The sequence below is a fragment of the Sphingobium sp. 3R8 genome, from assembly GCF_020166615.1.
GTDB classification, from domain to species: domain Bacteria; phylum Pseudomonadota; class Alphaproteobacteria; order Sphingomonadales; family Sphingomonadaceae; genus Sphingobium; species Sphingobium bisphenolicum.
The window spans coordinates 115,696-141,314 of record NZ_JAIQXR010000006.1; the positions used below are offsets into that span (position 1 = coordinate 115,696).

Here is a 25,619-nt window from a genome sequence, read left to right on the forward strand (position 1 = left end):
ATTTGCCGGCTGTAATCTGGCGCAATGACAGCGATACATCCCCGCCAGATCCGCATCCCGGCTGCCGACAAGGCGCGGTTGCATATCCTCTTCCTCGCCAAGCATGCCCGCGCCGGCGGCCGGCCCGATGCGCAGGACGGCAATCATGCCGTCTATCATCATGAGATGCGCACGACGCTGGAGGCGATCGGCCTGCATGTCGATGTCGCCGACAGTTACGACGCGCTGTTCGATCGGCCCGACGCCGACTTCGTCGTCACCCTGCTGAACCGCGGCGGCTTCCAGAATAGCGAGATGCTGGCGCCACTGCTGCTGAGCCGGCACGCCATGCCTCATCTGGGCGCCAGTCCGATCGTGCGCGGCCTGTCCGACGACAAATATCTCAGCAAGCTGATCGCGCGGGCGCGCGGCGTGCCGACGATGAACGCGCAACTCTTCCGCCGCGGCGGCCTGTTCGACGCCCCCGCTTTCCACGCCGACCGGTTGGTGGTGAAGCCTAATGCCTCCTCCGCCTCCTGGGGCGTGAAGATGGTTGATGACTGGGCGGCGGCGCAGGATCATGCCGACAGCCTGTTCGCGCTGGGCCATGACGTCCTGGTGGAACAATGGGCGCCGCTGCTGGACGTTGCGGTGCCGGTGGTCGGCGGCAGCGGCGGCCAGCCCTGGATCTTGCCGCCCATGATGTATGTGCCCGCCGATCCCCATCGCGAGCGCAGCTATGAGGAAAAGCGCGGCCTGATCGACGCGGGCGACGATCCGCTGGTGCTGGTCGAGGACGTGGACCTGCGCGCCCGGCTGGAGGCGATGACCGCCGCGCTGCTGCCCGAACTCTGGCCGTTCGATTATGGCCGGTTCGAATTTCGTTACGACCCGGCGAGTGGGCAATTGCTGTTCATGGAAGTGAACCTGTCATGCAACCTGTGGTCGAAAAAGACGATCTCGCGCTCCGCCGCCTCGATCGGCGTCGATCATGCGGCGCTGGTCGAAACGATCGTCGGCCATAGCCTGGCGCGGCAGGGGTTGCTGAGCGACGCCATCGTGCGGGTGGCGGCATGAGGACCGGCGGCACGACGGCGATCCTGCTCGCCGGGCGGCGCGATGGCACGACCGATCCGCTGGCGCAGGCGGCCGGTGTCACCCATAAATGCCTGGTGCCGGTCGCGGGCCAGCCGATGCTGCTCCATGTGATCGAGGCGCTGGTCGCCAATCGCCGGATCGGGCAAGTGCGCGTGGTGATCGAAGATCCGGCGTTGCTGGCCGGCCTGCCGCCGATCCGCGGCTTGCTGCATAGCGGCCGGGTGGTTGGCGTGGCAGCGCAGCCCAATCTGGTCGATAGCGTGCTGGCGGGTGCGGACGGCGCGGCCTTCCCGCTGCTCATCACTACCGCCGACAATGTGATGCTGACGCCGGAGGCGGTGGACGAGATGCTGGATGGGTGCGCGGCGCAGGGGTCGGACGCCGCCGTCGCCTTCACCCGCCGTACCTCCGTCCTGGCCGCCCATCCGCAAGGGCAGCGCAAATTCTACAATTTTGCCGATGACAGCTATTCCAACTGCAACACTTACTGGTTGCGGGACCGCGCCGCATTGAAAGCGGCGGAGACGTTCCGGTCGGGCGGCCAGTTCGTGAAGCATCCCGCGCGCATCATCGGCGCCTTCGGCCTGCTTAACCTCCTCCGCTTCCGTTTCGGCATCGGCACGCTGGACCAGGCCTTCGCCCGCTTTTCGCGCCGCTTCCGTCTGACCATCAGCCCTGTGATCCTGACCGATGGCGCTGTGGCGATCGACGTCGACCATGCGCGTTCGCACGCCGTGGCGGAACAGATGCTGGCCGGGCGCAGCACGCTGGCCGTGGCGGCGGAGTAAGGCTTGCTCACGCTCCGGGCGCTGCCGGTCCGGCGGGACGGCGGCAACAGCCTGATCGCCGCCTATCATGATGGGCTGGCGCGCCACTGGTCGCCGGCGCGGCGGCTGGCGGGGTACGGCCTGTCGGCGATCGGTTGCGGCGGCTGGTCGCCCGCCGAGCGGCTTTATCTGGGCGAAGCCGTACGGATGCAGGGCCTGAGCATGAAGGATCGCAAGGGCCTGCATCGCCTGCTCAACCCCGGCGCCTTCCCGCTGTCAAATAACATATTGAAAAATAAGCAATTATTTGCAATAATGGCCGCCGGCCTGCCGCTGCCGGATGCCTGTGATCCCGATGCGACGGATCTCGAAGCCTGGCTGGTCGGGCAAGACGACGTCATCGCAAAGCCCAGCTATCGTTCCAAGGGGCAGGGGGTGGCGCGTTTCGTCCGCCACGGCGACGGTTGGCGCAACGGCGATTCGGCCCTCACAACTGTCCAACTCGCTGTTTTGCTGCGCGCACTGTGGCGCAAGGGCGGCGTCATTCAGCAACGCCTGCCGACCCATTCGGCGCTGGCCGATCTCTCGCCGGGGGCGCTGCCGACGTTGCGCATCGTCACCTGCCTGAACGAGTCGGGCGTGCCGGAAATCTGCGACACGGCGCTGCGCCTGTCGGCGGGCGGCCCGCGGCCGGTCGATAATTTCAACGCGGGCAATCTGGTGCTGGCGGTCGATGCGGGGGGGCGTTGCGGCGCGGCCTGGCGCAGCGGCGGCAAGCGTGCGCCGTCCCGCCACAGCCGTCACCCCGTCACCGGCATGGCGATCGAAGGCATGGTGCTGCACGACCATGATGCGGCGTGCGCGCTCGCCCTTCAGGCGCATGAGCGGTTCCGGCAGGGCTTCACCCTGATTGGATGGGACATCGGCCTGACGACGCGAGGACCGGTGCTGATCGAAGGCAACTGGAATCCCGGCACTGACATCGTGCAACTGGTGAACGGCCGGGGCGTGGCGGACAGTCGGCTGGGCGCGCTGTATCGCCACGCGCTCGATCGATTGACGGACGCCGACTGGCGTGCAGCGCGGGCGGTGCAGCGGGACCGGCGGTGAAGATCGCGCTTTATGTCCATGCGCTCGCTGCGACCGGCGTCGTCCGCAACGTGCGCCTGCTGGCCAGTGACTTCCGCGCGCGGGGTCATGACGTGACGCTGGTGACGGCGCTGCCCGGCGGGGAAGGTGTGGCGGGCGTGCCGCATCATGCGCTGCTGGCGGGAGCGGGTGGATCGCGGATGCTGCAGAAATGGCGGGCAATGCCGCGGCTCCAGGCCTATCTGCGCCGGACGCGACCCGATCTACTGCTGTCGGCCGGCAATCACGGCCATTTGACGGCGCTGCTGGGCAGCCGGTGGGTGCCGGGACTGCGACGGATCTATCGGGTCAGCAACGACCTGCGCCGTGCCGCGGCCGGCGCGCCCGGAGGCATGGCCGGGGCGGTGGGGCGATGCCTGATGGTGCGCCTGCTGGCGGCGGATGCCGACCGGCTGGTGCTGGTATCGCCAACGCTGGCAGTCGGCGGCTTCGCCCGCGCGCTTGCCGAAGGCCGGGCGCAGGTGATCGAAAATGCGATCGATCCCGCCATTGCTTGCGCCCGCGCGGCAGGGCCTTCGCCCCATGGCTGTTATGACGGTGGCGTGCCGGTCATCGTCGCGATCGGCCGACTGGCGCCGCAGAAGAATTTCGGCACCCTGCTGGCGGCCTTTGCGGAATTGCGTCGGGCCGGCATAGCGGCACGGCTCGTCATATTGGGCGAAAGCCGCGACCGTTCCCGGCAGGCATTGCGAGACCGTGCCGACGCGCTCGGCGTCGGCACGGACCTGTTGCTGCCCGGCGCGGTCGACAATGTCTTCCCCTGGCTCGCACGCGCCGGGGCCTTCGTGCTGCCGTCCTGGTGGGAGGGATCGGCCAATGTGCTGTTGGAGGCAATGGCGCTGGACGTGCCGGTCGTCGCCTCGCGCAGCGCCGGCAATGCAGCGTCGCTCTTGGGGCAGGGAAGCCATGGGCTGCTGGTCGATCCGTCGGACCCGGCAGCCATGGCGCAGGCGATGGCGCGCCAGATCGATCCGGGGCGCGCCGTGCGGCCGGGCGATCGGATCGAAGCCTATCGGCTGGACGCGATGCTGGAACGGTGGGCCGGGCTGCTTGCGTCCGTCGCGCCGTCCCGTAAGACAGGCTGACCGTTTTTCTTCGACGCAGCCCGATAACTGGATTCATGCCGATGAACCCGTCCGCCAGTCCCGAACTCCATCCCATCACCCATGCGCGGTTCCTTGCCGACGTGGCGTTGCTCGGCCGCCGGATCGAGGCGGATGCATGGATGCCCGATATCCTTGTCGGAATCGGGCGGGGCGGCCTCGTTCCGGCGGTCTATCTGTCGCATCGTCTGAACCGACCGATGCTGTCGATCGACTATAGCAGCAACCTGCTCGCCCTCGCCGACCCCGCGCTCGCCGGCATCGCGGCCAAAAGCGCGGCCGGTGTCCGCTGCCTGCTCATCGACGACATCAACGACAGCGGCGGGACGATCGGCCAGCTTCGCCGCCTTCTGCGCGACCAGGGCAGTGATCTGCGTCATGTGCGCTTTGCGGTGTTGCTCAATAATGACAGTTCCGGCGAGACGGTCGATTATTGCGCGGATAATATCGACCGCAAAATCGACAAGCGCTGGTTCGTCTTTCCCTGGGAAGCACTTGCGGCGGAAGAGGCGATCGTGGAGGAAGCGCTGTCCTTGCCAGATCGACTGGCCTGAACCAACTCGTCGGGATGACAGGATAAAGATCAAGGCCGGGATAGGGGTAACGATATCGAGATGGTTGACGGCAAATTTATTTGGCAGACCATCCTATCGCATTGAATTGATCGGGCGTTCATTTCGTCGAACATTACAATCTATGTAAGTTGCCTGCGCACCCGTTCTCGGGCATGTTGAGAATCGCCAGATGGCCGCAAAACTTTTGTTGAGTATTGCGGAGATTTGGAGGGGGTATACGCGCGGCCGGGGCACTGTGCTTTGTTACATCGCAGGATAGGAAGAGGGGGGGCAGACCTCCGCGCCGCCGGGTGCGCCGCAATCGCGTTCGGCATGGCCTTGTGCATTCAGGGCCAGGATGCGCACGCCGCCAATGCGACGCGCAAGCTCCTTCAGGCGCCCAATCCCCGGCCCTTCAGCGCGCCGACAGAATCTGACCCGCTGCTCGAACTGGCTAAACCGGCCGTCGCCGACCCGCTGTTCCGATCGGAAATCGAAACGGCCATCCGTAACAATCCGCTGCTCGACGAAGCGCGGGCGAGTGAACGTGAGGCACGCGCGGCGCGGACACAGGCCCGATCGCTGCTCTTTCCTTCGATAGACCTGTCGATTGATGCCAATCGATCGGTCGCCCGCAATTTCTCCAACGATCCCGGTAACATCATCGAACGGTCGCGACCCGAAGGACGGACCGACGCGACGGCCTCCGTGCGACAGCGGTTGCTCGATTTCGGCGCCGCTTCGAACCGGATCGACGCGGGCAACGCGCGCGTGGATGCAGCGCAGCAGGGCATATTGGGCTATGGCGAGGAAGTGGGGCTGCGAACCATCACCGCCTGGTATTCGGTGTTCTCGCAGCGGTTGATGGCGCAGGCAGCACAGGAATATATAGTGCGCCAGCTGCAGTTGCGCGAGGGTTTGCAACGCCGCATCGATCAGGGCTTTTCGGCACAGGGCGATCTGCCGCGGGTCGACAGTTCGATCGCCAATGTCCGGTCCCGGCTTGCCGGCATCCGTCGTGACCTGGCGGGTGCGGAGGCGCAATATCGTGCGCTGACCGGCCACGAGCCGCCGCCTGCGCTGACCCGAGCCGTCCTGCCGCCCGAAGCGGTCGATGACATGGAAATGCTGGATGCGATCGTGCTGCGATCGCCGGTTGTCCGCAAGGCGGAGGCGGAGGCGCGGGCAGCGCGGCAGGAAGCGCGTGCGACCCGATCGGAGAGATTGCCTACCATCGCCGCAGGCGTGGATGCGGGGCGCTACGGCGTGTTCGAAAGCCCCGGCGACTATGATGTGCGCGGCCGCATCATCGTGCGAGCGCAGCTTGGCGCCGGTTTCAACGCCAAGGCCGACCAGGCGACCGCGCGTGCGGACGCTGCGGACGCCTATGCCGACCGCGTCCGGCAGGAAGCGGTGCGTGACGCACAGATCGCGCTCACCGATATCAGGGCGCTGGACGATCAACTCGCCGCGGCGGAGGCGAGCTATATCGCCAATCGCAATACCCGCGACGTCATCGCCACGCGCTTCGAAGCCTCACAGGGTACGCTTTACGACCTGCTCTATGTCGAGGACAACTACTTCTATTCCATTGCAAGCTATGTGCAGACCCTGGCCGAACGGGATGTGTCGCGCTTTGCCCTGCTGGGCCGGACAGGGCGATTATTGCCCAGCCTCTCGATCGCAGTCACTCCTTCGGACCGGATGGAAACGCCATGACCGACCAGCCCCTGATCGCCGCCGCCCGGCAACGCTTCGCACCCTGGCTGATCGAACCCATGCTGCGCAATCGCGGCACCTACATCAAGGTCGCGGCCGCCGCTGCCATGATCAATCTGTTTGCGATGGTCTCTTCCCTGTTCACGATGACCGTCTATGATCGGGTCATACCCAATGATGCGTCCTCCTCGCTGGTGGGACTGAGCATCGGGCTTGCCATCGTGGTCATATTCGATTTCGTGTTGCGGCTGCTGCGCGTCTATTTCGTCGACATCGCCGGTGCCAATATCGACTATGAGGTGGGCGATACGCTGTTCGCCAAGCTGCTGTCGATGCGACTCGACCGCCGCCCCGGGTCCACCGGCACGCTCACCGGCCTGATGCGTGAACTGGAGACTCTGCGGGACTTCTTCGCGTCCGCCACGCTGACGGCGATCATCGACGTGCCCTTCATCATCATCACGCTGGCGGTCATGGCGATGCTGGGCGGGATATTGGTGCTGCCGCCGCTGGCGATGATCCCCGTCGTGGTCGTCGCCGGCTTGATAACCAACCCGGCGCTCGACCGCTTGTCGGCGGCCAGTCTGGGCGACGGATTGCGCAAACAGTCGGTGCTGGTGGAAACCGTCGGCAGCCTGGAAACGGTGAAGGCGATCGGCGCGGGCGGGATGCTGGGCGCGCGGTGGCGGTCGGCGCTCAAAAGCCATGCGCAAAGTTCGCTGAGCCAGCGACTGACGGCATCGATCGCGATGACGGTGGCCAATAGCGCGAACATCATCGCCTATTGCGGCATCATCATTCTGGGCGTGGGGCTGATCCGCGACAATAGCATCACGACCGGTGCGCTGCTGGCCTGCTCCATCCTGTGCGGACGCGCGATCGCTCCGCTCGCGCAGATCGCCAACCTGCTGGCGCGCCTGTCCGCCACCCGCATCGCCTGCCGCCAGATCAACACCTTGATGGACACGCCCAGCGAAGGGCCGGCGGGCGAGCCGCTGCAACCCGCGCAGCTGCTGGGTGCGATCGAGTTGCGCAATGTCGCCTTCCGCTACCCGCGCGCCGCCGAAAAGGCGCTGGATCAGATCAGCCTGTCTATCGCGCCGGGCGAGCGCGTCGGTTTTCTGGGCCGCGTGGGGTCGGGCAAGTCGACCCTGGCGCGGCTGATCCTGGGCCTGTACGAACCACAGGAGGGCGTGGTCATGATTGACGGCACCGACGTGCGTCAGTTCGATCCCGGTCGATTGCGCCGGTTCATCGGCGCTGCGATGCAGGATAATGTGCTGATCGCCGGATCGGTGCGGGACAATATCTGTCTCGACCGTACGGATATCGACCATGACGAGATGATCCGCGTCGCGTCGCTGAGCGGCACCCATGGTTTCATGGGCAAGATCGTCAATGGCTATGACCTGAAGCTGACGGATCGCGGCGAAGGCCTGTCGGGCGGGCAACGGCAGTCCATTTCGCTGGCGCGCGCCCTGGCAGGACGACCGCCCATCATGGTCTTCGACGAGCCAAGCAGCGCGATGGACATCCAGACCGAAACCGACCTGATCGACCGCCTGCAACCGGAAGTGGAGGGGCGCACCATATTGCTGATCACCCATCGGCCCTCGCTGCTACGGCTGGTCGATCGGATCGTCGTGATGGAACAGGGGCGGATCGCCGCCGACGGGCCGCGCGATGTCATCCTGCAGCGGCTGACGCGGGGCAAGGCGGCATGAGCGGCGAGGCGCAATTGCCGGGTGACGCGCATATCCGGCCCGCCGTCCCCGCGAACATCTTTTTATGGGCGATCGCGGCTTTCCTGCTGATCTTCCTGCTATGGGCGGGATTGACCGAAATCGACCGGACCGTGCGCGCCAATGGCCGGGTCATTCCCAGTTCGCAGTTGCAGGTGATTTCCAACCTGGAAGGCGGCGTGGTGGACACGATCCTCGTGCGGACCGGACAGGACGTGAAAGCTGGCGCCCCTTTGATTCGCCTCAGCCCGATCCAGCCTGGCGCCGAGTTGGCGAGCAATCGGGCCAGCGGCGATGCGTTGAGCCTGAAGATATTGCGGCTGGAGGCGGAGATTTCGGGGCGCAACCCGGTCTTTCCGGCCGCCCGCAATGCCAGCATGGCCAGCCAGATCGCGGTGGAGCAGAGCCTGTATCGCGCGCGCATGGCCGAATTGGCCAGCCTGGCCAATGTCGGGTCCGCCCGCGTCACCCAGGCACAACGCGGGATCGGTGAGGCCGCTGCGGTTCAGGCCGCCCGCATTTCCGCGCGCGATACGGCGCGTACCGACCTCGACCTGATGCGTCCGCTGGTGCGCGAAGGGATAGAGCCACGCCGGTCGCTGCTACAGGCGGAAAATGCCTATAGCGTCGCGACCAGCGAAGCGGCCGGGTCCGGGGCCGCGCTCAGCCGCGCCCATTATATCCTGGCGGAGGCGCAGGCCAGCGCGATGCAGCAGAGGCGCGACTGGATCGCGCGTGCGGGGGATGAACTCACTGCCGCGCGCGCCGAAATGTCCGTGCGCGACGCGACGATGCCGGCCTATGAATATAAGCTCGACCGCACCATCGTGCGCGCGCCGCTGGACGGCCGCGTCAACCGCGTCTTCGTGACGACGGTGGGCGGCAGCGTGCGTGCGGGCGATCCTTTGCTGGAAATGGTGCCGGCGCGCGACAACCTGCTGGTCGAGGCGATGGTGGCCGCCAAGGATATCGCATCGGTCCGGCTGGGCCAGCGGGCCAAGGTCGAAATATCGGCCTATGACAGCGCGATCTATGGGTCGATGCAGGGACAGGTCGTCGCCCTTTCTCCCGATGCGGTTGTGAATGAACGGACCGGCGAGAGCCATTATCTGGTCCGGGTGCGCACGAGTAGCGATGCCATCCTGGACAAGGAAGGACATCGGCTTCGCATCGGGCCGGGCATGGGGGCCAATGTCAGCTTGCTTGGCGATAAGCGCACGATACTGGCCTATATTCTGACCCCGCTGACGCGCCTCAAGGAAACGGCCTTCCGCGAATGAGCGGGCTTCCTGGCGATCCAGCGGCGGAGACACAGGTGCCGGTCTATCATATATCCATCGCATGATTCGCCGCTTGTTACCCGTGGATTGGCCATTCGCTGACCGGTTCGGCCTCATCACCCGTGCTTTCTCATGGCGCATTCCTTTCGCGCGATAGCAGTGATTGCCGCGGATGACGTTCCGCCCTGATCTTACCGCCGCAACATCGCCAATTGGGTTCGATCCAAAAAAAAAGGGCCACCCGACAGGATCGGGTGGCCCTATTCACAATATCTGGGTCACGTTTACACGATGACGAATTCGGACGCGACCATGCTCAATCCCGTGCCGATCGTCGCGAATTGAACCGCCGCGATCGCTCCGGTGCCATCCGCGTCGAACAACAGCGCGCCGGTTGCACTGTTGTAGATGATCCGGTCCGCAGCATCATTGGCGGCCGATCCGATCTGGAACTGAGCAGCCGACAGCGTACCCAGCGCCAACCCGGTAAATATGGCGTCGTCCAACTGGATCGTATCATCGGCCACGACATAGCTGGCCATCGTATCGACATTGCCGCCGCCCAACGTGGAGTTGAACAGGAAGATGTCGGCGCCGGTGCCGCCCATCAGCGTGTCCGCACCAAGTCCGCCGTTGAGCACATCGTTGCCGCCAAGGCCGCTCAAAATGTTATTGCCGCTATTGCCGGTAATGGTCTGGCCCAGGTCATTGCCGGTGGCGTTGATGTTGGCCGCCCCGGTCAGGATCAGTTTTTCAATGTGGCGACCGGCCAGCGAATAGGTAACCGACGAGAAAATCTGGTCGTCCGTACCGCCGGACGAGAAGCTTTCCACGACATTATCGCCGACATTGTCGACATAATAGATGTCGCTGGACGTGCCACCGTCCATGGTGTCGGCGCCAGCGCCACCGTTGATGGTGTCGCTGCCCGACCCGCCAGTAATCACATTGGCGGCGCCATTGCCGGTCAATATGTCATTGAAGGTTGTGCCGGACAGGTTTTCGATACCGACCAGCGTGTCGGTGCCGGCGTTTACCGTATTCTGCGCACCGGCGATCGCCAGACTGACGGTCACGCCGGCTGCCGCACCGGCATAGTTGGCGGTGTCGACACCTGCGCCGCCGTCGATCATATCGTTACCCAGGCCGCCGTTGAGTATGTCGTTGCCGCCAAGGCCGCTCAAGCTGTTATTGCCGCTGTTGCCGGTAATGGTCTGGGCTAGGTCATTGCCAGTGCCGTCGATGTTGGCCGATCCGAGCAGGGTCAGTCGTTCGATATGGCGCCCGGCCAGCGAATAGGTCACTGACGAGAAGATTTGATCGTCCGTGCCGCCGGAGGAGAAGCTTTCCACGACATTGTCGCCGACATTATCGACATAATAGAGGTCGTTGGATGTGCCGCCATCCATGATGTCTGCGCCCGCGCCGCCGTCGAGGATGTCGAGGCCAGCGCCACCGATCAACACATTGGCGCCGCCATTGCCGATCAGCCCGTCATCAAAGGATGTTCCGGTCAGGTTTTCGATGCCGACCAGCGTATCGGTGCCGGCGCTGACCGTATCCTGCGCGCCCGCGATCGCTAGGCTGACGATCACTCCCTCTGCTATGCCGGCATAGGAAGCGGTGTCGTTGCCGGCGCCGCCGTCTATCATATCGTTGCCCAGGCCGCCGTTGAGCACGTCTTTGCCGCCAAGGCCGCTCAGGCTGTTATTGCCGCTGTTGCCGGTGATCGTCTGGGCCAGGTCATTGCCGGTGGCGTTGATGTTGGCCGATCCCGTCAAGGTCAGTTTTTCGATATGGCGCCCCGACAGCGAATAGGTCACGGACGAGAAAATCTGATCGTCCGTGCCGCCGGTGGAGAAGCTTTCCACGACATTGTCGCCGACATTGTCGACATAATAGATGTCGCTGGACGTGCCGCCATCCATGGTGTCGGCGCCAGCACCGCCATCAAGCGTATCGCTGCCAGCACCGCCGGTAAGCACATTGGCGCCGCCATTGCCGGTGAGCACGTCGTTGAAGGATGTGCCGGCCAGATTTTCGATACCGACCAGCGTGTCTGTGCCGGCGCCGATCGTGTTCTGCGCGCCTGCGATCGCGAGGCTGACGGTTACGCCGGCAGCCATGCCGGCATAGGTGACAGTGTCGACATCCGCACCGCCATCAAGCGTATCATCGCCCAGGCCGCCATTCAGCCGGTCGTTACCCGTCCCGCCTTGCAGCACATCATTGCCGTCCAGACCATTCAGCGTATCGGTACCGGCATTGCCGATCAGCCGATTGGCCTCCGCCGAACCGGTCAGCGTATCGTTGCCCGACCCGGTCGTCGCATTTTCCACGCTGGCGAGCGCGATCAGGCCAGAACCGCCGCTGATCGCGAATTCGCCGTCGGAAAGATTGACCACATAGTCGGAGGACAGCGCGGAGCCGTCGATCGTATCGACGCCGGCGCCGCCAGAGAACAACTCTCCATAGCCGCCATTCCAGCCAGCAATGACCTTGTAGATATCGTCGCCCGCTTCGCCATAGGCAGTGTCGACGCCCGATCCGCCATCGAATATGTCATTGCCGGTGCCGCCGATCATCTGGTCGTCGCCGCTGCCACCACTGATGGTGTCGTTGCCGGCGCCCCCGCTGAGGACGTCGTCGCCGCCATTGCCGTTCAGCACATTATTGGCGCTGTTGCCGGTCAGGGTGTCGGCGAGTTGGGTGCCGTCGACATCCTCGACCCCGGTGATGGTGTAGGGGCCGCCGAAGCTCGGATTGAAGTCCCAACTTCCCGCTGCCAGATCTACCGTGGCGCCATAGGTCGCAGTATAGTCACTCAGGTCGAGCCGATCCGTGCCGCTGCCGCCGTCGACATTGTCGCCAAACTCGCCCTGCAGCACCTGGAAGACATCGTTGCCCGCTTCACCATAGACAAAATCGGTCCCGAAGCCGCCCTGGATGATGTCGTTGCCGTCACCGCCATAGATGGTGTCCTGACCGATGCCGCCCTTCAGCGTGTCGTTACCGCCATTGCCGTCGATGACATTGTTGTTGCCGTCGCCGATGATGGTGTCGGCAAGCTGGGTGCCGTCGACATTTTCGACCCCGGTGATGGTGTAGGGGCCGCCGAAGCTGGGATTGAAGTCCCAGGTGCCAGCGCTGAGATCAACGGTTGCCCCATAAGTGGCGGTGTAATCGCTCAGGTCGAGCCGGTCGGTGCCGATGCCCCCGTTGATATTGTCGCCAAACTCGCCCTGCAGCACCTGGAAGACGTCGTCGCCAGCCTCGCCATAAACGGTGTCGGCCCCGAAGCCGCCCTGGATGATGTCGTTGCCGTCACCGCCATAGATGGTGTCCTGACCGATGCCGCCCTTCAGCGTGTCGTTACCGCCATTGCCATTGAGGACATTGTTGTTGCTGTCGCCGGTGATGGTGTCGGCAAGCTGGGTGCCGTCGACATTTTCAACCCCGGTAATGGTGTAGGGGCCGCCGAAGCTGGGATTGAAGTCCCAGGTGCCAGCGCTGAGATCGACGGTTGCGCCGTAGGTTGTGGTATAGTTGCTGAGATCCAGTCGATCCGTGCCGATACCACCATCGATATTGTCGCCAAATTCGCCTTGCAGTACCTGGAAGACGTCGTCGCCAGCCTCGCCATAGACGAAGTCTGCATTGAAGCCGCCCTGGATGACGTCGTTGCCGTCACCGCCATAGATGGTGTCGGTGCCACCGCCGCCCTTGAGCAGGTTGCCTACGGCATTGCCGGTAATCGTGTCGCCGCCCGACCCGCCCGTGGCGTTCTCGATCAGCGAAGCGTTGCTGCCACCGAAGGTGAGGGCGTTGAAGATGTTGCCGCGGGCGTAATTGCCTCCGCCCAGATAGGCCTGCTGCGTTCCGCTGAACAGCGAATAGCCGCCGGGCGTCAGATCGATGGTGACGCCGCTGCTATAGGCCGACAGGTCATATGTATCGACGCCGCCGCCGTCCCAGATGGTTGCGAAAATACGGTTGTCGCCGGGCTGGATGGCGATGTCGCCATTGATATAGGTGATGCCGGTAGACGGATTCCAACTATAGGTCGTGTTTTCCGCATGAACCGTATAATCCGCACCATACATTGTCTGGAGCGCGGCGATGTCGAGCATCATATATGTTTGCGGCGCGCCGAACTCTTCATAGCTGTACCCGCTGAGCGGCGCCCCGACATAGCTGCGATAGGTCATGACCGAAAATTCGATCGAGTCCCAGGCGGTAGGGAGCGCCACGTTGCTGACGCCGCCCGTTTCCTGCCCATGTTTCAGGCCGAGCGAATGGCCTAGTTCATGGAGCATCGTATGCCAGGCATAGTTGCCTGCCACGGGGTTCTTCAGGGAATTGGACGTGCCGTCATAGGCGTTGCCGAAGAAGGTATCGCCGCCATAGATGTTGTTGGCCGGATAATAGGCATAGGCGGTCGGCGCATCGCTGGAATTGGCGCCGCGGATGGTGGCGGTGCCGAGCCCTGCACCGGCATAGTCGATGGTCAGGTTAGTGAATCCCTCGATCGAAAAGCCGTAGGCGCCGGCAAGCTGGGTATAGGTCGCCGCGTTGAGCGCGGAATGCATCGCCAGCAATTGCTGCGCCGTGAATTGGGAAAAGCCCTCATTCTGCGCGCTGGTGCCGTCGCCGTCGCTATCGGAAAAATAGCCAGACTGATAGTCGGCTGTCGAGTCCACGTCCGAATAGGTGATGCCTCCGGACCAGGCGACTCCGCGCAGGATGCCATCAATGCGGGCGTCGCCCGTGGCGCCCACCGTTACCGTCGTGGAAGCACTGCCATTTTCCGCCAGATCACCGGAACTGGGCGTGGTGGCAGGGGGTGTCGGTGCATCCATCGGATAGAGCAGCCGGACTTCGCTGCGCACCTGCGCTTCGCGCGCCAGCGACCATGTGCCGGTAAATTCCGGCCTCGATCCGCTAGCATCCGAAGTCGAGGGAAGGGAATAATCGGGAGTTAACTTGACCTTGACGGGCCCAGAGCCAGTGACCTTGAACATACATCCTCCTAAAGAGAAGAGAGGCTGACACGTTCACTGTGTCGATTGGCGACCGTTTGTTGCGGGCTTTAATGGCACTATTCACTGTTCATGCCAAGCTTTACATTTGTCCTGTAAATCAACGGCATAGTCATCATCGAAAAATAGACTATTGTATTGTTTGGGTTTTTGGAAAAGCGACTCTGCGCAAAATCAGGATGGTGGATCGCATTTGCGCGAGGCGCCATTCAGACAAGGTGTCGGATCGAGGCGGCGCGGTGCTTTTGCATTCAGAGTTGCGGCGCGTCGCTTGGCTTCGCGAGCAAGAGAGTGGCCGGGATGGCGTTGCGCGAACATGTCATAGGCCGACGCCGAATCCTTTTGTTCTACCGCTGTAAATTCGGACCGGATCGCGGCTTCGGGATCGGGGGGAGGCGTCATGATGCCGCCAGTGCCGGGCAGCCTGCGAACTTTTGTCGGCGGAGGCGTGCCGTCTGCTGGCGCATCGTCCATTCCGCCGCCTGCAAGCAAACCGAGGCATATCAAAAACGCAGGATTCGTCATGAGTCCCTCACCATTGGTGTTGATGCAGGATATCGGCCGCTCCGGTTCGTCGACATACGCATATGGAAACTGGCTATAGGGCGCGTCAGCCGCGACCTTATCATGCGTGAGGAGTTCCGACAATGCGGCTGGCCTGATGCCGGCCTACCATCGTCGGGGCTTCGGCCGACGGCACATCCCGTCGTTGCGCATCCGAATGGATCGCCGCGCGTTGTGTCCGATATGACCGATAGTTTCGCGATATTGCCCCATTTGCTCGCGCTTTCGATCGCCTATGGACTGGCCCTGCCGATCGGCTGGAATCGGGAGCAGGCGGAACGCAGCGCGGGCATCAGGACGTTTCCGTTGGTCGCGGTCGCAAGCTGTGGCTTCGTACAGGCGGTCGAGACGATGATGGCGCATGATCCTGCCGCCATCGCCCGCGTATTGGAAGGCGTGATCGCTGGTATCGGCTTCCTGGGCGGGGGCGCCATTCTGCAGCAGAAGAACAGCGTTCGGGGAACGGCGACGGCGGCCAGCCTGTGGGTGACCGGGGCGGTCGGCGTGGCCGCGGGATTGGGCAGCTATGACGTCGCCGTCGTGCTGACCGCGTTCACCTTATTGACCTTCTGGGTGCTGGCGCCGCTCAAGCCGGCGGAGAATGAGCGCGACGAGGACGACGCAGGCTGACGATCAAAGGGAGCGGCGGCGGGCGAGGAAGAAGGTCGCCATCGCTCGCGATGCGTCCGGGCCTTTGGGGTCGGTGTGGCTGCCGCCTGCGTAGCCGCCTGACCAGGCATGGCCGCTGCCATGCACCGTCCATTCCTCCAGCATGACCGGCCCGCGACCATAGCGATAGAAGCTGCGGGTGAAGGCCCGTCCGCCCGGTGCGACGCCCGCTTCCGACTGGACGCTGAGTGCGCGCGTGCTCGACCGCTGCAACTGGCTGACGAAGCCGCTGGCGTTGGATGGGTGGACCACCCGGTCGCTGTCGCCGTGGAACAGGATCATCGGCAGCGGCGGCGTGGTCTTGCCGATGGGTGGAACGGCCTGCCCTCGCATCGCCGCCAACGCTTCGCCGACCGAGCCGATCGCGCCCATCGGCACGCCCGAATGGACGCCGACCGCGACATAGAGCTGGGGATAGGCGGCAGCAATGATCGCGGCCGCTGCTCCGCCGGCGGATATGCCCGCAATGTAGACGCGCCCGGCATGGCCTCTGCACCGGTCCAGGATATGGCGGGTCATGCCGGCGATGACGGCAGCCTCGCCGCTGCCGCGCTTCTGGTGCGACGGGCTGTGCCAGTTCCAGCAACGATTGGGGTTGGCGCGCGGCGATTGTTCGGGATAGAGGACGAGGAAGCCCAGTTCGTCGCCCAGTCGGTTCATCGCCGTGCCGGTCGCAAAATCGGCGGCCGACTGGGTGCAGCCGTGCAGCATGACGATCAGCGGCAGGCGGCGGCGCGTGGAGCCGACTGGCGTGTAGAGGCGATAGCGGAGCGACCCCTGCGCGCAGCTATAATCGCTTTCGATGAAGCTGCCGGGTGCGGGCCGCACGACGCGATCGACCTTTTTGGCCGCGCTTTTGCCTTTGGTCACCCGCGGCGGCTTTGGCAGCGTAGGCATCAGCGCGCGTTGCCACAACAAGGCGGCGGACAGCGGACGACCCTTGCGCGCCATGCGGGCTGCCTTGAGCACGGTCGGGAAAGGGTTCTTCACGGGCGCTCCGCGGCCGCACCATGCCGGTCGGCGTGCTGTCGGCATGACATGGGGTTCGGCATCGTGATGTCTTGCTCCCTCTTGCTGCTGTTTTTGTGATGGATGGCACCGTCGGCTGTGCCGATCCGTGCGGTGCTATAATCCCCCGGCAGCGGCATTCGATCCATAGCCTGTCCGGGCGGCGGCGGTTTGCGCGGCCCGTGCCAGCCGCTGCGCCCAGAGATGCTGGCCAGCAGCGTCGCCGATCAGATTCTGGCGTACCTCCATTTCAGCATAAGGAAGGTCGTGCGCGAAGGCGTGACGGGGGACGGTGTGGTCGGTGGCGTCCATCCGATAGGGTTGGTTGTCGCCGACGGCCAGCGCGGCGTCAGTGCGCAGCGCGTTGAGCATCGCCTGCGCGAAATCCGTGCGGCCTAGCCAGTGCAGCACGCCGACTTCCCATGGGCGGGCGACGCCGTCCATCACCGGGGTGAAACTGTGCAGCGATAGCAGGATGGTGGCGCGCCCCGCTGCCTGCCGCGCGGCGATGGTCGCGGTTATGGCCGCCTGATAGGGGGCATGGATCGCCGCGACGCGCGCGGCGCGGGCGGTGGCGTCCAGCCCTTCATTGCCGCTGATCCGGCTGCCGTCCGACACGGCTGGTATCGCCGCCAATTGTTCCGGGTCGCGATTGCAGTCGATGACGAGGCGCGAATAATATTGATGCAGGAACGGCGCGTCGAGCAGTGTGGCGAGGGCATGGCCGAGGCCATGGACGCCGATGTCGATGGCGATGTGGCGGCCGCGATCCGCGGCGGCGAGGCCGAGGTCGCCGAGCGCAGCCGGCACTCCCGATCCGGCATGGTCGCCGATCAGCAGGAACGGCGAGGGGCCTGCTGCGTTGAACAGCCCGACCGGCGCCGGATCGTCCGCACCCAACAACCCATCCGCCGTGCGCCCGGCCATCAGGACTTTCTCCCATGCCGTTGCTGACGATCCATCATGTGACCAGCTATCGCTATCAGCAGCCGGTGTCGCTGGGTGAACATCGCATCATGATGCGCCCGCGCGAGGCGTTTGACCAGCGGTTGCTGTCCGCCCGGCTCGACATCGATCCGGAGCCGAGCGAACTGCGCTGGCTGCACGACGTGTTCGGCAATTCGGTGGCGATCGCATCGTTCAAGCGGCGGGCCTCGCATCTGGTGGTGACGAGCGAGGCGACGCTGGAACATGCGCCGCTGGCGCAAAGGCAGGTGGATGTGGAGCCTTATGCCCGGCTGTTCCCCTTCACCTACGCCTCGGAAGACATGCCCGACCTGCTGCGGTCGATCGAGCGGCAATATTATGATCCTGAACGGATCGTCGACAATTGGGCGCGCGCCTTCGTCAGCAATCATGGCGATACCGGCACGGTCGACCTGCTGACCCGAATGGCGACCGGCATTCAATGCGACTTCACCTATGTCCCGCGCCACGAGAAGGGCACCCAGTCGCCGATCGAGACGTTGCGCAAGCGACAGGGCACTTGCCGCGACTTCGCAGTGCTGATGATCGAGGCGGTGCGGGCGCTGGGTTTCGCCGCGCGCTTCGTGTCGGGCTATGTGTACAACCCGTCGCGCGCAGAAGATGTCGTGGGCGGCGGCAATACCCATGCCTGGGTGCGCATTTTCCTTCCCGGATCGGGCTGGGTCGAATTCGATCCCACCAACGGTATCATCGGCAATCGTGGGCTGATCCGCGTCGCTGTCGCGCGCGATCCTTATCAGGCGCTACCCTTGTCGGGCACATGGTTCGGCCTGCCGGCCAGCTTCCTGGGGATGGACGTCACCGTCGATGTACGGCGCGCCGATCCCCGCAAATTTCCCGTGTCAGACCATGGGGCCATCAACAGCCGAGCCATCGGCGCTTCAGGAAAGTCACCTTAAGATGCTGATCCGATGCGGATATGACATAAGATTCGAGACCGACAACAGGACCGCGATGATGGCGATGCTGAGCCTGCATCCATCGCGCCATCACGACCTGCGCACGCCGCAGAGGCTGATGGCGGCTCCCGACATCCCGCTCTATCATTTCGAGGACGGGTTCGGGAACGTCGCGACCCGCCTGACCATCCCCGCAGGTGGCGTTACCCTGTCCTGTGACTTCGTGATCGAGGATAGCGGATTGCCTGATGCGCAAGCGCCCGACGGGCCACAGATGGCGGTCGAGGATCTGCCCGATGCGGTCATGCCCTTCCTGCTGGGCAGCCGCTATTGTGAGACGGATAGGCTGATGGCGGTCGCCTGGGCGAATTTTGCGCATTATGGATCGGCGCGGGCGCGGGTGGATGCCATCGTGGATTTCGTCCACAACCATATCGAGTTCGGTTATCATCATGCGCGGCCGGACAAAACTGCCTGGAACGCCTATCAGGAACGGCAGGGCGTGTGCCGCGATTTCGCCCATCTCGCCGTCACCCTTTGCCGCTGCATGAACATCCCCGCGCGTTACTGCACGGGTTATCTGGGCGATATCGGCATTCCGCCGGTGGACGCGCCGATGGATTTCAGCGCCTGGTTCGACGTCTATATCGACGGCGGATGGTATACCCATGACGCCCGCCACAACAGACCGCGGATCGGCCGCATCTTGATGGCGCGCGGGCGCGACGCCACTGATGTCGCCTTGACCACCGCCTTTGGTCCGGCGAATCTGGTGCGGTTCGAAGTCCATACCGACGAGGTCCAATCCATTGACTGATCCACATGCCAATCCCCTGCTGCAATCCTGGGACGGGCCGCTGGGCGCGCCGCCGTTCGACAAGGTGCGGGACGAGGATTTCCTGCCCGCGTTCGAGACCGCGATGGCTTTGCACCGGGACGAGATTTCCGCGATCGCAGGAGATGATGCGCCTGCGACATTCGACACGGTGGTCGCCGCGCTGGAGCGGTCGGGCGAGCCGCTGGCGCGGGTGCGCCGGCTTTTCTGGACCTTGTCCTCGGCGCAGGGGACGCCTGCTATCCGTGCGATCGAGGGGCAGGTTTCGGCGATGCTGAGCGCGCATGGAACGGCGATCAGCCATAATGCCATGCTCGCCGCGAAAGTCGCCACGGTCCATGCCGCACGGCACGATGCTGGATTGACACCCGCACAGATAAGGCTGGTGGAAAGCAGTCATGCCGGCTTCCGGCGCGGTGGGGCGGCGCTGACCCCGGTGCAGAAGGACCGGTTTGCCGCGATCGACGCGCGATTGTCGGCGTTGGCGGTGAAGTTCGGTCATCATGTGCTGGCCGCGACCGCCGACTGGGTTCTGGACCTTGGCCCGGACGATCTTGCGGGTCTGCCGTCGGGTCTGTGCGATGCGGCCGCCGGGCGCGCCGCGGCCAAGGGGCAGGTGGGGCGCTATCATGTGACGCTCGACCGTACCGATTACGAGAGTTTCCTGACTTTTTCGGCGCGACGCGATCTGCGCGAGGCGCTGTGGCGGGCCTTTACCGATCGCTGCGGCGGCGGGGCGCATGACAATTGGCTGGTGATCGCGGAGACGCTGGCGCTCCGGCAGGAGCGGGCGGGACTGCTGGGTTACGCTGACCATGCCCATTATGCGCTGGAAGACAGTATGGCGCATGATCCCGCCGCCGCCGCCGACCTGCTCGCCCAGTTGTGGGAGCCGGGCAAGCGTCGCGCCGCCGAAGAAGCGGCCGAATTACAGGCGCTGATCGATGCGGACGGCGGCGGTTTCGCGCTCGCGCCCTGGGACTGGCGCTTCTATGCCGAAAAGGTGCGCCGCGATCGCTATGCGCTGGACGGCGGGGCGGTGGCTGAACATCTGCGGCTGGACGCTGTGCGGCAGGCGGCGTTCGACAGCGCCGCGCGTCTCTATGGCCTGACCTTCACGCGCCGGGCCGATATCGCCGGCTATCATCCCGATGTCTGGGCGTGGGAAGTCGGCGACGCGACCGGTGCGCCGGTCGGCCTGCTCTTCACCGACTATCTGGCGCGGCCGGAAAAGCATGGCGGCGCCTGGATGGGCAGCCTGCGCGTGCAGGAGGCGATGGACGGCGACGTGCGTCCGGTCGTCTATCTGGTGGCCAATTTCGCCGCCGCGCCACCGCCCGACACCGCCGCCACGCGGCTGTCGATCGACGAGGCACGCACCCTGTTCCACGAGTTCGGCCATGCGCTGCACGGCCTGCTGTCGCGCGTCACCTATCCCAGCCAGTCCGGGACGGCGGTCGCGCGGGATTTCGTGGAATTTCCCAGCAAGTTCATGGAAAACTGGATCGTCAGCCGGGACGTGCTGTCGGGCTTCGGCGTACCCGACGCGCTGATCGATGCGATCCGCCAGGCCGAAGCCTATGGCCAGGGTTTCGCCACGGTGGAACTGATCGGCTGTGCGCTGGTCGACCTGGCCATGCACCGGTCGGTGGGTGCGGCCGCCAATCCGCGCGCTTTTGTCGCGGCGGAACTGGAGCGGCTGGGTATGCCGCCGGAAATCGGGCTTCGGCATCGCATCCCCTATTTCACCCACATCTTCGACGGCGGCTATGCCAGCGCCTATTATAGCTATGCCTGGTCAGAGGCGCTGGATGCCGACGCGTTCGAAGCGTTTCTGGCGACAGGCGACATTTTCGATTCCGCGCTCGCCGCCCGCTTCCGGGCGGAGATATTGGCGGCGGGGGACAGTCGCGATCCGATGGAATCGTTCAGGGCTTTTCTAGGCCGCGCGCCCGACCCGAGCGCCTTGATGCGCGCGCGCCATTTGGTCGATGCCTGACGCTGCCGCGGTTCAGCCGACCAGCGTGCGGACGCTGCCGGCCAAGGTCAGCGGATTGAACGGTTTCAGGATCACGCCCCTGGCGCCCGCTGCATGATAGCTCTGCACGTCCGCTTCGCGGGCGCGGGCGGTAACGAAGACGAAGGGTATGTCCGCAAAGCCTGCCAGCTCGCGCAGCGCGACCATCAGCGTGGGACCATCCATGCGGGGCATCATCACGTCAAGCATGACAAGGTCGGGTCGCCATGCACCGGTCGCGGCGACCTCCAGCGCTTCGGCACCATCGGCGCACAGCCGCAATTCGATCAAGGGGTCGAGGGCGAGCGACAGTTTGACGATGTGGCGGATGTCCTTGTCGTCATCGACATAAAGGATGCGCAAACGGTCGGCTTCGCTCATGCGCCTTCTTCCTCCCCGCCTTCTGCCCGGCCGTGACGGGTCGCCACGACCCGTCGCACCGTCGCCTTGAGATCGGGCAGCGACGTGCGCGATTTGACCAGCACCGCGTCGATCTGGCCGGCGATCTCTATATCGACATCATGCGCGGAATAGATGATGGTCGGGATGGCGACCCCTTGGTCGTCCACCAGATCGGGTAACAGGTCAAGGCCGAGGCCTTCTTCCAGATGGACGTCCAGGATCGCCAGATTAGGCGTTTCCACACGAAGCAGGGCGCGCGCTTCTGCAAGGGTCGTGGCCTTGAGGATGTAGGCGATGCCTTTGAGCGCTGCGGCGGTGATTTCAAGTGTGTCCTGGTCGTCGTCGAGATGAAGAACCGTCGGCCGTTTGATGCCCGAATGGCGGAAGGATGCCGTGATCGCCGCCTTGAGCCGGCCGGGATCGATCGGCTTGTCGATCCAGTCGATCAGGTCCAGCGACAAGGGTGTCGACGCATCGCCGCCCGCAGCGGATACCATGAGGATCGACAGTTTTTCCGGTCCTTCCAGCCGGCGCATTTCGCGCGCAAAATGAAAGGCGTCGGCATCGTCGAGCGCCATGTCGAGCAATAGAAGGCTGAAGCCATCGGCGACGATCGCCGCGCGCGCTGCGCGGGCGTCGGTGACGACGCGGCAGGCATAGCCTTCCTCCGACAATTGCGACTGAAGCAACCGTGCGACGGCGGGATTGCTCTCGCAGATGAGCACATGGGTTTCGCCATGGGGGCGTTCGCGCGGCAGGGCGACCGGCAGCATGACCGGCAGCGAAAAGGCGAAGCGGGTTCCGCCGCCGGGCCGGTCCTCGAACCACAATTCTCCGCCATGCTGCGTGACGATCTCGCGCGCGATGGCCAGCCCCAGACCCGTACCCGGCGCGCCTTCGTCATTTGCGGCGCGCTCGAACCGGCCGAAGATGCGCCCGCGAAATTCCTCGGGGATGCCGGGTCCGTCATCATCGACAAAGACGGTGGCGCGACGCCCGTCGGCGCTGCGCGTGAGGCCGACGGCGATATGATGGCCTTCTGAGGATATCTTGACGGCATTGGACAGGAGGTTGGTGATGACCTGCAACAGCCGTTCCTCGTCGCCCTGAACCATCAAGGTTTCGTCCGCCATGGTGCGGTCGAGCAACGCGCCGGCGGACCGGACCAGGCCGCCATTGTCGTCGCACGCGCGCATCACGACATGATGCAGGTCGATCGGGGCCAACGTCATGCGCAGTTTGCCCGAATCGATGCGGTCGATGTCGAGCATGTCGTTGATGAGGCGGATCAGACGCTGCGCATTATTTTCGGCGATGGTGACGAGGCCTGCTGATTCCGGGTCGAGCCGATTGCCGACATCCAGCCGGAGGAGCGCCAGCGCGCCGACGATCGATGTCAGCGGCGTGCGGAGTTCATGGCTTACGGTGGAGATCAGGTCGTCCTTCAACCGCTCGACCCGCTTGCGTTCGACAATGTCGCGCAGTGACACGACGATATGGTTGCCGTCGGGCAGCGACATGACGCCCAAGGCGATATCGACAGGCAGCAGGCGGCCGCTTTGGTGTCGAACCTGCCGGTCGGTCCAATAGGGGGTGCGTAGTTCGCCATCGACAAGACCGATGCGGTCGAGGAAGCTGCCGACGCCAGGCGCAATGTCGGAAATCAGGTCGAAATCGCGGCGCGCGAGGCTGGTCGCCTCATAGCCCAGCATTTTCGTCGCCGCCTGGTTGATGGTTTCGATGCTGCCGCTGGGATTGACGATGATGATGGGGTCGATCGTGCTGTCGAGGATGGTTTCGTTGCGCCGCGCCGCCTCGAACCCGCGCAGTTCGACAATATATTGCGACACCCGCTGGCGCCACAGGCCGAGCAGCGCGATCGCCAGCGACAGGCTGCTGAGTGCGACGAGTATCCACATGACCCGCTGCAATGTTTCGGTGCGGCTGCGATAGTCGGCGACGCGCGTTTCACCGATCCCCTGTTCTTCGCGGATGACGCGATCCAGTTGCTGCTGCAGCCGGTTCATCAGTCGCTTGCCTTCGCCTTCCGCCACACGCCGGCGCGCCGCTTCCGGCCCGCTGTTCGCATAGATTCGCAACACCGTGTCCATCTCGGCTACCTTGGTCCGGGCGATCCGGCGCAGGCCGTCGAAGCTGGTCTGGTGCGAAGGCGCTTCGCGGTAGAGTGCGTCAGCCTTTTCGAAGCTGCGCTGGATTTCGCCATGCCACTCGCCGTAGCGGGCGCGGAATTCCGGGTCGTTGGTGATAATATAACCGCGCTGGCTGGATTCTGCGGCGCGCAGTTCGGACAATATGTCGATCAGGAGGACGCGCCGCTGGAACGACTGGTCGGCATTCTCGCGCAGGCCGTTCCAGCGGCCATATTCCCCGCCCAGCCAGAAAAGCAGCGCCGCCAGCACCAGCGGAACGACCAGCGCCGCCAGCACGAAGGGTGACGCGCTGGGCGGCTCGGGGGGCGCGCCGTTCATGTTGGGCGGGCCGCCGCCACGTCTCCCAACAGCGGCTGCACCGCGAGCAGCGCCTGCGCGCGGTTGCCGACATCAAGCTTGCGGAAGATCGCCGTCAGATGGGCTTTCACCGTCGCCTCCGATACGGCGAGATCGGCGGCGATCTGTTTGTTGAGACGCCCGTCCGAAAGGGCGATCAACACCCGGAGCTGTGCGCCGGACAAGGTCGCGATGCGATCGCGCAGGTCTGCCGGATTGGCGTCGATATCCACCGCGGGGAAGCTGGTCTGCCCCTCCGCCAGCTTCTTTATGTCGCGCGCCAGGTCATCGAACGGCCGGGTCTTGTACAGGAAGCCCGCGGCGCCCAACGCGCGGGCGCTTTCGACCAGCGTCGCATTCTCATGCGCGGAGATCATCGCGATGGGCGTCCGGCCGGCTTCATGCTGCACCTGCAGGAAGCCGGAAAAGCCGCGCGCGTCGGGCAGGACGAAGTCGAGCAGGATCAGGCGATATTTGGCGTGGCGCTTCAAGGTCGCCAGGGTTTCGCCGATCGTGCCGGCGGTATCGACCGTGACGCCAGGCATCACCGCGCGCGCCGCAAGCGCCAGACCCTCACGGATCAACGGGTGGTCGTCCGCGATCAATACGCGGCCTCCGGTTACGGTCTCCACCATCCTCCAGCCTTATTGTTATCCATTTGTAGAAAATGGGCTAGTCACGGGAAAGGACGCAACAGGATGTAATGCATCTATGGACGGATCGCAAAACACTTTGGCTGTCATCAGTGTTGCCGCGTCGTTAACCTATGTGCATGTTGGCGCCGCAATGCGCCTTGCCGGATGGGAGGTGTTGGAAGCATCATGCGACGATGGCGACGCTGTCGCGGCGGCCAGCATGATCGTTGTGGACGGAATAGGCGAGGTTGCGTCGCTGCGGCGCGATCATATCGTGGCAGCGGTCATGGAAGGCGGGAGGACGCCGTCTTTTCCGGTCGATCTGGTGGTCGATCCGGATCGGGGCGTTGAACGGCTTGCCGCCATTTTCAGTCAGTGGTTGCCGCCGGATACGGCCAGTCTGGCGCGCATGGCGACGATGTTCGGCCGCGACGGCCTGCTGCCTGTGGTGGAGGGCCTTCGCGCGGAACTGGAAAGGGCTATCGAGGGAGCGGAGGGTCATAGCGCCCACCGCATCGCAGGACTGACAGGCACATTGGGCTTCACCGTCGCGAGCGAGAGCTGGCAGGCGGTCGATCTGGGAACGGGCGGGCGAGCGGCGGCATTGCGCGACAGCCGGACCGCCTTGATCGCGATTGATCGCTGGCTGGCGGCGACCGGTTGAGC

General features: G+C 64.4%; 20 protein-coding genes. 13 read left to right on the forward strand and 7 right to left on the reverse strand.

Annotated elements, in window-relative coordinates:
* Window positions 1-24: 24 nt before the first annotated feature.
* From K9B33_RS07890 to K9B33_RS07925, 8 genes are all read left to right on the forward strand, one after another.
* Window positions 25-1,056 carry a phosphoribosylglycinamide synthetase gene (locus K9B33_RS07890; protein WP_224547919.1) on the forward strand — a complete coding sequence of 344 codons (1,032 nt, stop codon included), beginning with the start codon at window positions 25-27 and terminating at the stop codon, window positions 1,054-1,056.
* Window positions 1,053-1,865 (forward strand): NTP transferase domain-containing protein, encoded by an 813-nt coding sequence (locus K9B33_RS07895; protein WP_224547920.1) that lies wholly within the window; start codon window positions 1,053-1,055, stop codon window positions 1,863-1,865. Before K9B33_RS07890 ends, K9B33_RS07895 begins: the two co-directional genes overlap by 4 nt.
* Before the next feature lie 3 nt (window positions 1,866-1,868).
* A complete protein-coding gene (locus tag K9B33_RS07900) occupies window positions 1,869-2,954 on the forward strand; it encodes a sugar-transfer associated ATP-grasp domain-containing protein (RefSeq protein ID WP_224547921.1) in 1,086 nt (361 codons plus the stop codon).
* On the forward strand, window positions 2,951-4,078 hold the full coding sequence (locus K9B33_RS07905; RefSeq protein WP_224547922.1) for a glycosyltransferase: 1,128 nt from the start codon (window positions 2,951-2,953) through the stop codon (window positions 4,076-4,078). Before K9B33_RS07900 ends, K9B33_RS07905 begins: the two co-directional genes overlap by 4 nt.
* A 41-nt stretch (window positions 4,079-4,119) precedes the next feature.
* Window positions 4,120-4,650 (forward strand): phosphoribosyltransferase, encoded by a 531-nt coding sequence (locus K9B33_RS07910; protein WP_224547923.1) that lies wholly within the window; start codon window positions 4,120-4,122, stop codon window positions 4,648-4,650.
* Between the two features lie 333 nt (window positions 4,651-4,983).
* Complete coding sequence (locus K9B33_RS07915; protein ID WP_224547924.1) at window positions 4,984-6,369, forward strand: TolC family protein; 1,386 nt, start codon at window positions 4,984-4,986, stop codon at window positions 6,367-6,369.
* The gene (locus K9B33_RS07920) at window positions 6,366-8,093 is read left to right on the forward strand and encodes an ATP-binding cassette domain-containing protein (RefSeq protein ID WP_224547925.1); all 1,728 of its coding nucleotides are present in this window, start codon (window positions 6,366-6,368) and stop codon (window positions 8,091-8,093) included. The genes K9B33_RS07915 and K9B33_RS07920 overlap by 4 nt, the downstream gene beginning before the upstream one ends.
* Window positions 8,090-9,391: an HlyD family type I secretion periplasmic adaptor subunit gene (locus K9B33_RS07925; RefSeq protein WP_224547926.1), complete on the forward strand. Its 1,302-nt coding sequence runs from the start codon at window positions 8,090-8,092 to the stop codon at window positions 9,389-9,391. Before K9B33_RS07920 ends, K9B33_RS07925 begins: the two co-directional genes overlap by 4 nt.
* A 284-nt stretch (window positions 9,392-9,675) precedes the next feature.
* Here K9B33_RS07925 and K9B33_RS07930 read toward each other — a convergent pair whose 3' ends face one another.
* Window positions 9,676-14,412 carry a M10 family metallopeptidase gene (locus K9B33_RS07930; RefSeq protein ID WP_224547928.1) on the reverse strand — a complete coding sequence of 1,579 codons (4,737 nt, stop codon included), beginning with the start codon at window positions 14,410-14,412 and terminating at the stop codon, window positions 9,676-9,678.
* Between the two features lie 192 nt (window positions 14,413-14,604).
* Window positions 14,605-15,078, reverse strand: coding sequence for a hypothetical protein (locus tag K9B33_RS07935; RefSeq protein ID WP_224547930.1), 474 nt, complete (start codon window positions 15,076-15,078; stop codon window positions 14,605-14,607).
* A gap of 99 nt (window positions 15,079-15,177) precedes the next feature.
* Here K9B33_RS07935 and K9B33_RS07940 point away from each other — a divergent pair, with 99 nt between their 5' ends.
* Complete coding sequence (locus K9B33_RS07940; protein WP_224548047.1) at window positions 15,178-15,624, forward strand: MgtC/SapB family protein; 447 nt, start codon at window positions 15,178-15,180, stop codon at window positions 15,622-15,624.
* Between the two features lie 3 nt (window positions 15,625-15,627).
* On the opposite strand, the gene K9B33_RS07945 is transcribed toward K9B33_RS07940, so the two are convergent.
* Together K9B33_RS07945 and K9B33_RS07950 are read right to left on the reverse strand one after the other, a co-directional pair.
* A complete protein-coding gene (locus K9B33_RS07945) occupies window positions 15,628-16,653 on the reverse strand; it encodes an alpha/beta hydrolase family esterase (protein WP_224547932.1) in 1,026 nt (341 codons plus the stop codon).
* A gap of 135 nt (window positions 16,654-16,788) precedes the next feature.
* Entirely contained in the window at window positions 16,789-17,598 is an 810-nt protein-coding gene (locus K9B33_RS07950; RefSeq protein WP_224547934.1) for an N-formylglutamate amidohydrolase, read from the reverse strand.
* 14 nt (window positions 17,599-17,612) lie between these two features.
* Between K9B33_RS07950 and K9B33_RS07955 the strand changes: the two genes are divergently transcribed.
* From K9B33_RS07955 to K9B33_RS07965, 3 genes are read left to right on the forward strand one after another with little or no spacing between them, the layout of a single operon-like run.
* Window positions 17,613-18,557, forward strand: a complete 945-nt coding sequence (locus K9B33_RS07955) for a transglutaminase N-terminal domain-containing protein (protein ID WP_224547936.1) — start codon at window positions 17,613-17,615, stop codon at window positions 18,555-18,557.
* Between the two features lies 1 nt (window position 18,558).
* The gene (locus tag K9B33_RS07960; RefSeq protein ID WP_224547937.1) at window positions 18,559-19,374 is read left to right on the forward strand and encodes a transglutaminase-like domain-containing protein; all 816 of its coding nucleotides are present in this window, start codon (window positions 18,559-18,561) and stop codon (window positions 19,372-19,374) included.
* A complete protein-coding gene (locus K9B33_RS07965; RefSeq protein ID WP_224547938.1) occupies window positions 19,367-21,391 on the forward strand; it encodes a M3 family metallopeptidase in 2,025 nt (674 codons plus the stop codon). Before K9B33_RS07960 ends, K9B33_RS07965 begins: the two co-directional genes overlap by 8 nt.
* 12 nt (window positions 21,392-21,403) lie before the next feature.
* Here K9B33_RS07965 and K9B33_RS07970 read toward each other — a convergent pair whose 3' ends face one another.
* Genes K9B33_RS07970 through K9B33_RS07980 form a run of 3 tightly spaced genes read right to left on the reverse strand, consistent with a single transcriptional unit; the run spans window position 21,404 to window position 24,953 of the window.
* On the reverse strand, window positions 21,404-21,790 hold the full coding sequence (locus K9B33_RS07970) for a response regulator (RefSeq protein WP_224547939.1): 387 nt from the start codon (window positions 21,788-21,790) through the stop codon (window positions 21,404-21,406).
* Window positions 21,787-24,300: an ATP-binding protein gene (locus tag K9B33_RS07975; RefSeq protein WP_224547940.1), complete on the reverse strand. Its 2,514-nt coding sequence runs from the start codon at window positions 24,298-24,300 to the stop codon at window positions 21,787-21,789. The genes K9B33_RS07970 and K9B33_RS07975 overlap by 4 nt, the downstream gene beginning before the upstream one ends.
* Window positions 24,297-24,953, reverse strand: a complete 657-nt coding sequence (locus K9B33_RS07980) for a response regulator transcription factor (RefSeq protein WP_224547941.1) — start codon at window positions 24,951-24,953, stop codon at window positions 24,297-24,299. The genes K9B33_RS07975 and K9B33_RS07980 overlap by 4 nt, the downstream gene beginning before the upstream one ends.
* A 172-nt stretch (window positions 24,954-25,125) precedes the next feature.
* Between K9B33_RS07980 and K9B33_RS07985 the strand changes: the two genes are divergently transcribed.
* Window positions 25,126-25,617 (forward strand): hypothetical protein, encoded by a 492-nt coding sequence (locus K9B33_RS07985; protein WP_224547942.1) that lies wholly within the window; start codon window positions 25,126-25,128, stop codon window positions 25,615-25,617.
* Window positions 25,618-25,619: the final 2 nt, after the last annotated feature.